The 12,389-nt window shown below is 72.9% G+C and carries 12 protein-coding genes and 1 pseudogene; 5 read left to right on the forward strand and 8 right to left on the reverse strand.

What is annotated here, in order from left to right; translation table 11 throughout:
• Positions 1-95: 95 nt before the first annotated feature.
• Entirely contained in the window at positions 96-1,058 is a 963-nt protein-coding gene (locus ACZ5ON_RS22470) for a LysR family transcriptional regulator (RefSeq protein ID WP_465595424.1), read from the reverse strand.
• Between the two features lie 151 nt (positions 1,059-1,209).
• On the opposite strand from ACZ5ON_RS22470, the gene ACZ5ON_RS22475 reads away from it, so the two are divergent.
• Together ACZ5ON_RS22475 and ACZ5ON_RS22480 are read left to right on the forward strand one after the other, a co-directional pair.
• On the forward strand, positions 1,210-2,472 hold the full coding sequence (locus ACZ5ON_RS22475) for an MFS transporter (protein ID WP_465595427.1): 1,263 nt from the start codon (positions 1,210-1,212) through the stop codon (positions 2,470-2,472).
• A gap of 10 nt (positions 2,473-2,482) precedes the next feature.
• Positions 2,483-2,977 (forward strand): macro domain-containing protein, encoded by a 495-nt coding sequence (locus ACZ5ON_RS22480; protein ID WP_465595430.1) that lies wholly within the window; start codon positions 2,483-2,485, stop codon positions 2,975-2,977.
• A 43-nt stretch (positions 2,978-3,020) separates the two neighbouring features.
• On the opposite strand, the gene ACZ5ON_RS22485 is transcribed toward ACZ5ON_RS22480, so the two are convergent.
• On the reverse strand, positions 3,021-3,554 hold the full coding sequence (locus tag ACZ5ON_RS22485) for a GNAT family N-acetyltransferase (protein ID WP_465595433.1): 534 nt from the start codon (positions 3,552-3,554) through the stop codon (positions 3,021-3,023).
• Between the two features lie 241 nt (positions 3,555-3,795).
• Between ACZ5ON_RS22485 and ACZ5ON_RS22490 the strand changes: the two genes are divergently transcribed.
• The gene (locus ACZ5ON_RS22490) at positions 3,796-4,638 is read left to right on the forward strand and encodes a TetR/AcrR family transcriptional regulator (RefSeq protein ID WP_465595436.1); all 843 of its coding nucleotides are present in this window, start codon (positions 3,796-3,798) and stop codon (positions 4,636-4,638) included.
• A gap of 137 nt (positions 4,639-4,775) precedes the next feature.
• Here the strand turns inward: ACZ5ON_RS22490 and ACZ5ON_RS22495 are convergent, their stop codons facing one another.
• From ACZ5ON_RS22495 to ACZ5ON_RS22515, 5 genes and pseudogenes are all read right to left on the reverse strand, one after another.
• Positions 4,776-5,042: a sterol carrier protein domain-containing protein gene (locus ACZ5ON_RS22495; protein ID WP_465595439.1), complete on the reverse strand. Its 267-nt coding sequence runs from the start codon at positions 5,040-5,042 to the stop codon at positions 4,776-4,778.
• 67 nt (positions 5,043-5,109) lie between these two features.
• Complete coding sequence (locus ACZ5ON_RS22500) at positions 5,110-6,435, reverse strand: C40 family peptidase (RefSeq protein WP_465595442.1); 1,326 nt, start codon at positions 6,433-6,435, stop codon at positions 5,110-5,112.
• Positions 6,436-6,631: 196 nt separating this feature from the next.
• Positions 6,632-7,795, reverse strand: a complete 1,164-nt coding sequence (locus ACZ5ON_RS22505) for a hypothetical protein (protein WP_465595445.1) — start codon at positions 7,793-7,795, stop codon at positions 6,632-6,634.
• A 55-nt stretch (positions 7,796-7,850) separates the two neighbouring features.
• Positions 7,851-9,608: a threonine/serine exporter family protein gene (locus ACZ5ON_RS22510; RefSeq protein ID WP_465595447.1), complete on the reverse strand. Its 1,758-nt coding sequence runs from the start codon at positions 9,606-9,608 to the stop codon at positions 7,851-7,853.
• Positions 9,609-9,729: 121 nt separating this feature from the next.
• A pseudogene (locus tag ACZ5ON_RS22515) lies at positions 9,730-10,388 on the reverse strand (DedA family protein).
• A gap of 158 nt (positions 10,389-10,546) precedes the next feature.
• Here ACZ5ON_RS22515 and ACZ5ON_RS22520 point away from each other — a divergent pair.
• Complete coding sequence (locus tag ACZ5ON_RS22520; protein ID WP_465595605.1) at positions 10,547-11,227, forward strand: DUF6445 family protein; 681 nt, start codon at positions 10,547-10,549, stop codon at positions 11,225-11,227.
• 174 nt (positions 11,228-11,401) lie between these two features.
• On the opposite strand, the gene ACZ5ON_RS22525 is transcribed toward ACZ5ON_RS22520, so the two are convergent.
• A complete protein-coding gene (locus tag ACZ5ON_RS22525; RefSeq protein WP_465595450.1) occupies positions 11,402-11,653 on the reverse strand; it encodes a hypothetical protein in 252 nt (83 codons plus the stop codon).
• Between the two features lie 301 nt (positions 11,654-11,954).
• Between ACZ5ON_RS22525 and ACZ5ON_RS22530 the strand changes: the two genes are divergently transcribed.
• Entirely contained in the window at positions 11,955-12,251 is a 297-nt protein-coding gene (locus ACZ5ON_RS22530; RefSeq protein ID WP_465595453.1) for a hypothetical protein, read from the forward strand.
• Positions 12,252-12,389: the final 138 nt, after the last annotated feature.

The raw sequence follows: 12,389 nt of genomic DNA on the forward strand, positions 1-12,389 counted from the left end.
CCACTTCCGACCCGGTCACCTTCGACCCGGTCACCTTCGACGCGGTCGCCCCCGACCCGGTCACCCCCGACGGAGAGAAGCCGCTCCGCCCGGGATCATCCCAGCAGCGCGGCATCCTCCCCCGGCAGCCAACTGCCCGGCGGGCGCCGCAGCCAGCCCTCGCGCGCGCCGAACTCCGCCCCCGCGGCGCGCAGCGCGTCCAGCCCGGGGTGGCGCAGCTCCGGACGGTGGACCAGGCAGACCAGGCTAAGCGGCACCGGATCGACCAGCGGCCGGGTGACCGATCCGGGGATCTCCGGACCGCCGACCGTGGTGAGCACCGCCTCACCGTGCCGAGCCAGGTAGTGGGCCATCTCGTCCGCGCCGACCGGCGGGGTGTAGGGCGGGGCGGTCACCAGGCCGTGTTCCGCGGCGAGCCGGCGGCCGAGGTCGGACCACTCGGTGGTCGCCTGGTTGCCCGCGCAGACGTCGAGCGGGTGCCCGGCCAGGGCGGCCAGCGGCACCACGGCCCGCCCGGCGAGCGGATGGCCCGCCGGCAGCAGCACCGCCATGCGCTCCAGCCGGACGGGTGTGTGGGCGAGTTGGGACCGCACCGGCGCCGGAAGGCCGGCGAAGCGCCCGAACGAGACGTCCAGCCGGTGCGCCAGCAACTCCGCCGCGGCGCCGGCCAGTCCCCCGCAGTAGCGGGCAAGGAGTTCGCCGCCGGGCAGCGCGGCGCGGGCGGCGGCGAGCAGTCGGTCGGCGGTCAGGTCCGTGCCGGTGACCGCGCTGTTGAGATCGACCAACAGCGCCCGGTCGCCGACGCCTGCGACGATCTCGTCGTGCAGCGCCAGTAGTCGGCGCACCTTCGGCAGCAACTGCTCACCCGCCGGGGTGAGTTGGACGGTTCGGGTGGTGCGGCTGAACAGCGCGCCGCCCAACGTCCGCTCCAGCGCCCGGATGTCCCGACTGAGGGCCTGCTGCGCGATGTGCAGGCGCTGCGCAGCCCGGCCGAAGTGCAGCGTCTCGGCAGTGGCCAGGAAACCGCGCAGCAGACGCGGATGCAGGTCGACGGGCATGGCCGCAGGTTAGCAACGCGATTCGGCGCCCCCGTCCGCCGCCCGCGATTTACAACACGGACGCGTCAATCCGGCAGAACAGGTGTTGGACCGGCCCGGGCCGGCACCGCGAGGCTTGGAGGTAAGCCCCCACCACCGACCCGGGAGACCCGTGCTCGCCTCGTACCGCCGCCTCTTCGCCCCGCCGGGGGCGCTCGCCTTCACCCTGTCCGGACTGCTCGGGCGGCTCTCGTTCTCGATGACGGGCGTCGGCACCGTGGTGATGATCGCCGCCCGCCGGGACTCTTACGCGCTGGCGGGCGCGGTCTCGGCGGCCGGCGTGGCGGCGGTCGCCATCGGACTGCCGCTGCTGGGGCGGCTGGTCGACCGGCACGGCCAGCGGAGGGTCGCGGTGCGTGGCGCGCTGGCCGCCGCCGTCCCGTTCGCCGGGCTGTTGCTCTGCGTGCACTACGGCGCGCCCGCCTGGACGTACTTCGTTTGCTGGCCGGCCGCCTCCGTGCAGCCGAACCTGGGCGGCATGGCGCGGGCCCGCTGGGCCCACCTGTACCGGGACGACCCGGCCGCCCGCCATCTCGCCAACTCGTTCGAACAGGCCCTGGACGAGTTCTGCTTCATGGCCGGGCCGGTGCTGTCGATGCTGCTCTGCACCTCGTTCTTCCCGGAGGCCGGACTGCTGGTCGCCGGGCTGCTGTCGGTCACCGGTGTGCTGTTGTTCGCCGCGCAGCGCCGTACCGAACCGCCGGTGCGGCCGACGGCACACGGTGCGGGCGGCGTCGGCCGGCAGGCGGGCGGGCTGCGGGCGGTGCTGCCGGTCTTCCTCGCGACCGGCGTGGCCTTCGGCTCGATGGAGGTCACCACCATCGCGTACTCCGACGCGCTCGGCCAACGGGCGGCCGGGGGCGGACTGTTGGCGCTGATGGCGGCCGGTTCCTGCGTGTCCGGACTGGCCTTCGGCCTGGCCCGCTTCCGGCGGCCGGCGGCGGCGCGGCTACTGGCGGGGACGGCCGCGATGGCCGCACTGCTCCTTCTGCCGACCCTCGCCGCGCTCTCCGGGGCGGGGCTCACCGTCCTCGCCGTCGCACTGTTCGCAGCCGGCTCCGGGACGGCACCGACCATGGTCGCCGGGATGACGGTGGTCCAGGAGTCAGTACCGGAGAGCAGGTTGAACGAGGGCATGTCGCTCGCCGTGTCCGGCATCGTGGTCGGGATCTCCGCCGGGTCCGCGCTCGGCGGTGCGATCGCCCAGCACGCCCCACCCGGTACCGGCTACCTCCTCCCGGCGGGTGCCGCGGCATCGGCCGTGCTGCTCACCGCACTCGGCTACCGCCGGCTGCGGCGTCCCGCCCCGGCCCGTGCCGCACATGAGCCTTCCGCGGCGGAGAATTCGGCGGTGGCTGTCGGTGCCGGCCGCTAGCGTTGCGACCATGGGGGAAGAGAGCAGAGCGGGGATCGAATACCTGCGGGGGGACGCCACGTCGCCGCAGGGCAAGGGCGTCAAGGTGATCGCACACGTCTGCAACGACCTGGGCGGCTGGGGCAAGGGCTTCGTGGTGGCGCTCTCCCGCCGCTGGCCCACGCCGGAGGCGGCGTACCGGCGCTGGCACCGCGAGCGCTCCGGCAACGACTTCGGCCTCGGCGCGGTGCAGCTGGTGCAGGTCGAGCGGTATGTGTGGGTGGCCAACCTGGTCGGCCAGCGGGGCACCAGGACGGGCCGCTCGACGGGCGTGCCGGTCCGCTACGAGGCGATCGACTCGGCACTGGCCCGGCTCGGCGAGCACGCGCTCCGGCTCGGCGCGTCCGTGCACATGCCCCGGATCGGCTGCGGCCTGGCCGGCGGCCGCTGGGAGCTGGTCGAGCCGCTGGTCACGGCTCGGCTGACGGATCGGGGGGTGCCGGTGACGGTCTACGACCATGACTGACGGCCGGCCGCGCGCCCGCCCGCGATCCGGCCGGTACCCGAGCTCAGTCCGTGCCTCCCCGGGCAGCCGGCAGCCAGGTGTACTCGTACTCCGGCAGTACGTGCCCGCCCGGGAAGTGGCCGTCGCGCTCGTCGGTACGGACACCGCCCTCGCGCTCGTAGAAGGCGACCGCGCGGGTGTTGCCGCGCAACACCTCCAGATAGAGCGGGGCGTTCGCAGTGCGCGCCAGCGCTTCACGAAGCAGAGTGCGCCCGATACCGCCGCCGGTGAGCCCCGGGCGGACGTGCAGGTTGTCCAGCAGCACCCGGCCCCCGTCGGACTGCGGGACGAGGTAGGCGAAGCCGACCGTCTCGCCGTCCAGCTCGGCGATCAGCAGCAGCGGGGTCCTCGCGGGTTCACCGTAGTCAGCGGTCAGCCGGATCGCCCACACCTCGCGGCGCTCCTCCAGCAGCCCGTCGCCCAGTGCCTCGGGCGGAACGATTCCGGCGTACGCGGTGCGCCAGCTCTCGGAGTGCAAGGCCGCGACGGCTTCGGCGTCGGCGGCACCACCGACGCGGATGGCAGGCTGACGGTTCATGTGACGATCTTCCCATGCCCGCCCACTTGAACACGTTCAGAACTACCCCTAAAATCATCGCCAGGCGGTTTTGAACGCGTTCGAAACTGCGGGGGTTGCCGACTGGACACCGGAAACCTCGGGGGGATGGGGGCAGGGGGGATCAAACCGCGTGGTACCGGGACTTCCGGGGGGATCCGGTACCACGCGGGCCCGATGACGGCGGACGGGCCGCCATCGCGTCCCGCTAGGCTCGGGGACCGTGGACGACGCGGCAACGACGAACGGTGGAAGCGACCCGATCAGCGCGGCAAGCCCGATCGGCACGGACGGCCCGACCGGCACGGACACCCCGGAGCACAGGCCGCCCGTTCCCGGGCTGCTGCCTGCCGAGGTGCGCGGCGGGCGGGCCCAGCCCAAGACCGACAAGAGCGAGCAGACCCGTGCGCTGATCCTCGAAACCGCGATGCGACTGTTCCAGGAGCGCGGCTACGAGAAGACCACCATGCGCGCCATCGCCGCCGAGGCGGGCGTCTCGGTCGGGAACGCCTACTACTACTTCGAGAAGAAGGAATTCCTGATCCAGGGGTTCTACGACCGGATGACGTACGAGCATGCCGCCGACGCCCGCGTCCGCATGGCCGGGACCACCGACTTCGCCGAGCGGCTGGAGATCACCCTCACCTCCTGGATCGACTGCGCGGCCGAGTACCACGAGTTCGCCGCCCAGTTCTTCCGTACGGCGGCCGACCCGACGAGTTCGCTGAGCCCCTTCTCCAACGAGTCGCACCCCGCGCGGAAGACGGCGGTGGAACTGTTCGGCGAGACGCTGAGCGGCTCCGAGCTGGCGCCGAAGCTGGACGCCGAGCTCGCCGAGCTGCTGCCCGACCTGCTCTGGCTGCACCTGATGATCGTCGTCCTCTACTGGGTCTTCGACCGGACCCCGGACACCGAGCGCACCCGCGAGTTCGTCCGCCGCTCGACCCCGATGGCCGCGCGCATCATCAACCTCTCCCGTTTCCGGGTCTTCCGCCCGATAGTCCGGGACGCCAAGGGGCTGATCCAGGACTTCATCCTGCCGACGATCGGCCGCACCACGAAGTAGCGGCCCCGGTCCGGCCGCCGCGCGGCAGCGGCCCGCCGGACGGCCGCGGAGCCCTGTCCACCCGAACGGACAGGGTTCTCGGGTGCCGGTCCGGAACCTGCCGGACCGGCGCGGGCGGAGCTGCCGGACCTCCCCGGTCAGAAACCGTCCGGGTTCCACGGCGCGAGCGGCGTGCGCAGCAGCAGGTCGGCCGCGGCGGCCCCGCCCGGGCGCAGCTCGGTGACCAGCGCGGCGGCGACCAGCCGGGGCACCGTCTCACCGCCGAGGTCGAGCGTGGCGAGGGCGCCCGCGCCGAGTGCCAGGTCCGGCTCGTCCTCGGTCGGCGTGCAGCGTCCGGCGCCGTCGGCCCCGGCCTCCAGGACCCACCGCCCGTCGACGTACCCCCACCGGCTCCCGAGGGACACCTCCGCCGTACGGTCCCGCCTGCTCGCACCGAGCGGCAGCACGTGGGTTGCGGCGCGGGCCCGCGCGCTACGGGCGGCCGTAGAAGTCCGGGCGGCCCATGATCCACAGGCTGGCCTGCTTGATCGCCTTGCCGGGGCGCGGGGCCTCGATCATCTGGTCGTCGCCGATGTAGATGGCCACGTGGTAGATGTCGGCAGCACGGCCGGTGTGCGTCCAGAACACCAGGTCGCCGGGCCTGAGTTGGTGGTAGCCGATCGGGGTGGACTCGGCGTACTGGGTGGCGGCGAAGTGGGTGAGGGACTTGCCGCCGTGCCGCCAGGCCTTCATGGTGAGGCCGGAGCAGTCGTAGCCCTCCGGCCCCTCACCACCCCAGAGGTAGGGCAGCCCGATTTTCGAGCGGGCAAAGGTGACGGCCGCCTCCGCGCCACTGGCCGACCAGACGCTGTCCGCCGCCGGATCCGAGGGGGTGCCGGCGGCCTCGGCGGCCACTCTGGCCGCCTCCGCCGCGGCGAGTTCGGCACTCGACTCCTGGTCCTCGCGACGCTGCCGCTCCTGCTCGACGGTGGTGTCGTGGGCGGCGGCGAGTTCCGCGAGCAGGTCCTCACGGCGCTTGGTGATCTCGTCGACCCGGGCCTGCTGGGTCTCGAGCCTGGCCTGCGCCCGTTCCTTGGCCACCCGTACGGCCTCGGCAGCGCGGGTGGCGGTCTGCTCGGCCTCACGGGCGGCGGTGGCGGCGCTGGCCGCCGCGGCGGCGGTGGCGGTGGCCGAGTCGAAGATCTCCCGGATGCGGGCTCCGGCCGCACCGACGGCGGTGGCCTGGTCCCCGACGGCGCGCGGGCCCTTGGCGCTCAGCAGGGCGTTGATCGCGGAGAGTTCGGCGCTGATGCCCTGGCGGTAGGACTCGGCGGCGAGCTGGCCGGCGCGGTCGGCGGCGTCGGCGCGGTCCGCCTCGGCCGCGGCAGCGCGTTCGGCGGCCTCGGCCGCGGCGGTACGGGCCCTGGCCAACTCTGCCTGCGCCCCGTTGTACGCCTCCACGGCCTGTTCGGCGGCCCGGTCTGCGTCCGCGAGTTCGGCCTGGGCGGCGGTCAGCCGGGTCTCGATCGCGTCGGCGTCGTCGGCCTTCACGGTGGCGTCGGCCTTCACGGTGGCGTCGGCCTTCACGATGGCGTCGGCCTTCACGATGGCGTCGGCCTTCACGATGGCGTCGGCCTTCACAGTGGCGTCGGGACGGGCCGGGGCTGCCTCTTCGGCCACGGGATCAGGGGGGTCGACAGGGGACGCCAGCAGCGGCGGGGCGTTCACCGCTGCACTCGGCGCGGCGGCGGCCGCGGGGAGCAGTCCGAGCAGACTCGAGGATGCCAGCAGGAGCGTCGACAGGAGTCTGCGTGCCATGGGCGGGCCCTCTCTCGCGGTGTCTGATAATCGATCAAAGGTCTCATCAGGTGACATTTCGGTCACTCGACGCAATATCTCAGATCTCGCACCAGGCCGAGGTCATCCCCGTGCGCCCTGTCGGGTGAGATGTGCCCGCCGCCGATCCGGCGTCAGTTTCCGCTCGGGAGGTAGCCGGTGAACACCGGCCGCGCGGTCAGCGCCGGGGTGCCGGGTGGGGCAGCCGGGGGTGCCCGGGGTGGCGACGGCACGTGCGGGCCTCCGGCCCCGGGGCGGCCCCGGCGCCCGGCGTACCACCCTCGCCCCGGCGGAAACCGGCGTTGAGACCGCCGGCCGCACCCGGTCGGCCCGACCAAACCGGCAGGCGTACGGCGTAGCCGCGGTTGCGCCCGGCGCGTACCACGCGGCGGCGCTGCTGTGCGCGGCTGTGCCGTGCGGGGTCGGTCGCGGTGGCGAGGGCCGCACCGGCTGCGGCGGCTGAGCGGCGGTCGGCCAGCCGGGCGGAGCGGCGGGCGAGGGCACGGGCGGCATGGGCGTCGAGGTGGGCGGTGGCTCGGGCCGCCATGCGCTCCGCGACGCGGTGGGTGGCGGCGTGGTGCGCCGGGACCTTGTCGGGTGCCCCGGCGATCAGGTCGAAGAGCCAGGTGCGCGCCCGGTCCGCCCGCTGGTGCAGCAGGCGCTCGCGCCGTAGCGCACGCGCCGCGCGGCGGGGCCGGCTCGGGTACCACCAGCGGGCCCAGGGGCTGCTGGGGCGGGCCAGCCGGACGGCGCCGATCCAGGAGAGGCCGGGCACCATCATGCCGAGCAGACCGGTCCACACCTTGCCCTTGAGCAGGGTGACGACCGATACCAGGGCGTTCACCGCGATCACCGCGACCACGCCCCAACGGCCGGCCTCGGCGGATGCGGTCTGGCCGGGCACCACCCCGAGCGGCACGTACCCGGTGAGCAGCAGGGCGGTGCCCAGGATGCCGAGGATGACGGCGTCCACGGACTTGCGCCCCTGCTCGCTCCAGTAGACGTCGTCCAGGTGCAGGATCAGCGCGAACTCGTCCAGCACCAGGCCGCAGCCGATCCCGAAGGCCAGGCCGAACCAGTCGATCCACGGATGGCCGCCGTCGGCGGCGAACACCCCGATGCCGCCGAGCAGCAGGAAGCCGAGGCCGAAGACCATGTGGTGGATGTGCAGGCCGCCGGGCGTGATGTTGCCCGGCCACCAACGGACCTTGGCGCGGATCATCCGGACGCTGAACCTGATCAGCACGAAGGAGCAGATGAACCCGACCAGCAGCAGGAACAGCGGCTGCTTGTGCGCGGTGACGATGTGCGTGCGGTAACCGTCCAAAAGCGTGCTGGTCATGGGTCGCGGTGCCTTCGTTCCGTGGTCCTCCGGGTGCCTTCCGGCTAACCCCCGGTCAGAATCCCCGGGTGCGTTTGGCGGCTCGGCGCGGCACGCCCAGCGAGGCCGCGAGGGACAGTTCGGCGCCCGGCTGCTTGAGGAAGAGGCGGGCGATCTCACCTCCGAGGTTCACACCGCCGGCCAGCGCCAGGGCGAGCGCGGCAGCCCGGCCGACCGCGACCAGGCCGGTGACGGGCTGGTTCTGGGTGAAGGAGAGCATGCCGAGGTAGATCGCGGATCCGGGCAGCAGCGGGCCGATCGCGGCGGTCACGTACGGCAGCGAGGAGGCGTGCCGGTAACGGGCCATCAGCTGGCCGAACAGGCCGACCATGCCGGCGGCGATCCCGGTGGCCACCACCGCGGAGACGTGGGCGTTGAGGGTGAGCACCCCGTAGGTGGACCAGCCGATGCAGCTGTTGAGGGTGACCAGCGGAAGCTTTCTGCGGTCGGTCTGCAGCAGTATCGCGAAGGCGAAGGTCACCAGCATCGCGGCCACCAGCTGCACCGGCGGGTGGCTGTAGCCGGTCAGGCTCTCGCTCGGGTTGAGTTTGGCGCCGAAGGTCAGCCCGAGGTAGAGGATCAGCATGACGCCGATGATGATGCCCGCGACCAGGTAGAGGACTTCCAGCAGCCGGGCGGCCGCGGTGATGTAGAAGCCGGTGAGGCCGTCCTGCACGGCGGCCATCAGGGCGCGCCCGGGCAGCAGGGCGAAGAGTCCACCGGTGATCACCACGGATCCGCGCAGGCCGAGGTGGTTGAAGGAGAGGACGATGCCCGAGGCCGCGGCGGGCATCGCGGCGACCACGAACTGGTAGAACTCCGGCAGACCGCGGCGGGCGATCAGCGCGGCGAACCGGTCGCCGAGGATGGCGGCGACGAAGGCGCTCGCGAAGACCAGCCAGGCCTTGGCGTCCAGCCGCCCGCCCACCAGGAACGACGCCGACCCGGCCAGCAGGCCGGTGGCCAGCGCCAGCAGCCAGACCGGGTACGGGTGCCGGTTGCGGCGGATCTCGGCGAGGCGGCGGTAGGCGTCGTTGACCGAGATCTTCTCGGCGGTGATGTCCCCGACCAGCCTGTAGACGGCGGCGAGCCGGGTGTAGTCGGTGGTCCGGCGGCGCACCACCCGGTCGGCCGTGACCGGCGGCTCGACCAGGGAGGGCAGGTGCGAGATGCCGATCAGGGTGAAGGTGACCTGCGGCTCGCAGTGGTCCAGGCCGTAGGCGTGGGTGATGCCCAGCATCGCGGCCTCGACGTCCTCGGCCGCCTCGCCGCTGGCGAGCAGCAGCTCGGCGATCCGCAGCGTCAGGTCGAGGACGCGGGGGATGTTCTTCTTGCTGGCCGCCTCCGGCTTCTCGCGCTGGGTGCGCTCGAAGGCGGGGCGCTCGGACATCGGCGTGCGCAGCAGGGTGCGCATCCGGTCCGGCCAGGGCGCGGCGCCGGGTGCGCCGGGGCTGAGGGCCGAGACGTCGAGACCGGTGGGCAGGCCGTAGCCGACGGCGCGCCAGACCTCGGGGGTGAGGGTGTCCTCCGGGCCGGTCACCGGGCGGGCATCCGACGGCTCGGGCTCGGCCGGACGCAACAGGCCCTCGGTCTCGACCGGCGGCGGGGCGAGCGGGATGACGGTGGGCCGCTCGACGGGCGGCGCCGCGGAGCCGAGCAGCCCCTCGGTGGGCGGCGCCTCGCGCGGTGGTACGGGCTTCGGCTCCGGCCTGACCGCCCGCCCGCCCCTGACCTTCTTGCCGCCGCCCGATCGGCCTCGGCCCCGCTTAGGCACTACCACTCCTCGCCGCCCCTGGTGGCATCCGGCCACCGATGTGATCTTTTGTCCCACCTTGCCTGATCGAACGCGCGAACGCACATATACGGAGCGGCAGCCTCTGCGCCGGCTACTCGACCTACTCGTCCACCGACCGGCGCCGGGCCGCGCGATCCGCCCGGCGGGCGCGCAGCAGTTCGACCACGACCGGGAGCGCCGGCGCCAGGACGACCGTGACCAAGATCGCCTCGATGTCGTCCCGGACGAAGGCGATCCGGCCGAGCGCATGGCCGAGAACGCTGACGCCGCCGCCCCGGAGCACCGCGCCGAGCACGTTGCACGGGACGAAGGTCCGGCAGTTCATCCGGCTCACGCCCGCCACGATCGGCGTGAAGGCGCGGACGACCGGGACGAACCCGGCCAGCACGATCGCCTTGGCTCCGTGCCGGTCGAAGAAGGCGCTCGCCCTCTCCACATTGTCCTGCTTGAAATTCTCCTGCTTGAACCAGCGGAAGTCAGGGCGCCGGAAGAGACCGGGCCCGACTTTCCGCCCGAACCGATGGCGGGCCTCGTCCCCGGCCACGGCCACGATGAGCGGGCAGACCGACCCAGCGGCCGGCCGAGAGTGCCGTCGGCGACCAGCAGGCCGGTGGTGAACAGCAGCGAGTCGCCGGGCAGGAAGAAGCCGATCAGCAGGCCGGACTCGGCGAACACGACCACGAGGATGCCGAGCAGGCCGAAGGCGGAGATCAGGGCCGTGGGATCGAGCCAGGACGGGCCGAGGGCGAGGCTGGTCACGCGCTGAACTCCTGACAGGCGGCACGGCCGGCATTGCCTTGGCAAGGAAATGGCAAAGCATCCACCAAGAAGCGGGTCAACTTCCTTGAGTTGACCGAAGGTTGACCGTCTCGCAGGGGTGGGTCGACCAGCCCGAACTGTATGGTCTGCCCATGCCAATGCCTCCGAGGCCGCAGAGGACCCCACCACTCCCGGTCCTCCCCTACCGCAAGCCCACACCCGGGCGGGACTACTGGGTGCTGGACGACGTGCTGCCCGACGTCGACGCCGTCCGGGCCCGCTGCCTGGCCGAGGACGACTGGACCGAGGGCTACCCGTACAAGCCGGAGAGCTGGCCGGGGCTGCGCACCATGCCCGGGCTGACACCCGAGGAACTCGCCCTGGTCGAGCGGCAGGTGATGAAGGCCACCGGCGCGGGCAGGCTCTGGCAGGAGGCCGCCCCCGGTGGTGCCACCCTCAACCACAACTGCGTCCAGGTCGTCGGCCGGGACGAGGGCCAGGTCCGGCCGCACACCGACTCCCGGGCGCTGTGCCGGTACGCCGCGGTGCTCTACCTCAACCCGGACGTGCCCCGGGACTGCGGCACCAGCTTCTACCGGCAGAGCCTGCCCGGCGGCACCCTCGGCGGCAATCTGGTGACCGCGCCGCACAACAACCTGGTGGACGCGCTGCGCACCCGCTTCGTCTCCCCCGACGCCTTCACCGAGGACGTCCGGGTGGCGAACAAGTACAACCGCCTGCTGCTCTACACCTCCAACATGATCCACAGTGCCACCGGGTACTGGGGCAGCGCCCTGGAGGACAAGCGGATGACCGCCGTCTTCTTCTGGATGGCTTGAGCCCGAGCGGACGGCTTGAGCCCGAGCGGACGGCTTGAGCCCGAGCTGGACGGCGTGAGCCCGGGCCCGCTCGGGGGCCGGCCGGGGCGCCGCTCAAGGGCACGGGGAGCGCACTGCGAAGCCGTACGAGTCTCCCGCGTCCCGAGAAACCGACCGGGCCGCCCGATGGCGTGTTCAGAGGCCGTAGCCCGCCTCGCCGAGTTCCTCGCGCAGTGCCGCCCAGGCCTCACGGCCCGGCCAGCCGCCGTCCAGCCAGTAGTGGGCGAGCCGGGTGCCGAGCTCGGCGTCGTTCGGGTAGGCGCCGGCGGCGGTGAGCGACTCCACGGCGGTGGCCCAGCGGTAGCGGATGTCCGGGTACCGCTCGGACTCCGCCACGCCCGGCAGCTGCTCCAGGGCGAGTTCGGTGCGGCCGAGGGCGGCGAGCACCAACGCGACGTGAACCAGTCAACTCGGCATTGACGCAAGAGTGACCCCGAGCCGCTATGGCAAAGCGGGGGAAATTGCCGATATTCGCCGCCATTCCGGGCCTCACCAGCCCTCCGCACCAGCCTCGTACCGCTTCGCGCTATTCCATCCGGGTGACACGAACGAGGGAACCTGGCGGCGATCCATTGAAGTCAATCGGCCGTTCGGGGAATGCTTGTCCCGCGACGTCAGGAAGCGGCGCGGCCGGGGCGGCCACCCCGGGACGCGCCACAATTCGCACCAGTTAAGCAGGGAGACCACCGTGTCCCGTATTCGCGCGGCCGCTGCCGTCACCGCTCTCGGCGCGTTCCTCCTCGCCGGAGTCGGCAGCGCCCAGGCGAGCAACGGCACCGGCTCCGAGCCCCAGCCCCAGCCCGACAGCAGCGTGGTGAGCGACTCCGGCAACACCTTCGACGGCGACACGGGCCGGCAGGCCGGCTCGGGCGGCGCAGACCGGAACCAGCAGCAGAACCGGACCCGCGGCCTCGGCGACGCCCGCACCACCCTTCAGGGCAGCGCCCTGGACAGCCGCGTCTACTACCCCTTCGTGCTCTACTGAGCCGCCCAGACCGCGGAGCGGGCGCGCTCAGCCCGCTCGCGAGCGACCGGGCGGGCCCCTCCCTTCCACGGGGGCCCGCCCTTCACCGTCCGGCTGCCGCCCCCTCCCACAGCCGGCCGGGGCACACCGTTGCCACCG

The sequence above is a fragment of the Kitasatospora sp. NPDC032150 genome (assembly GCF_055579945.1).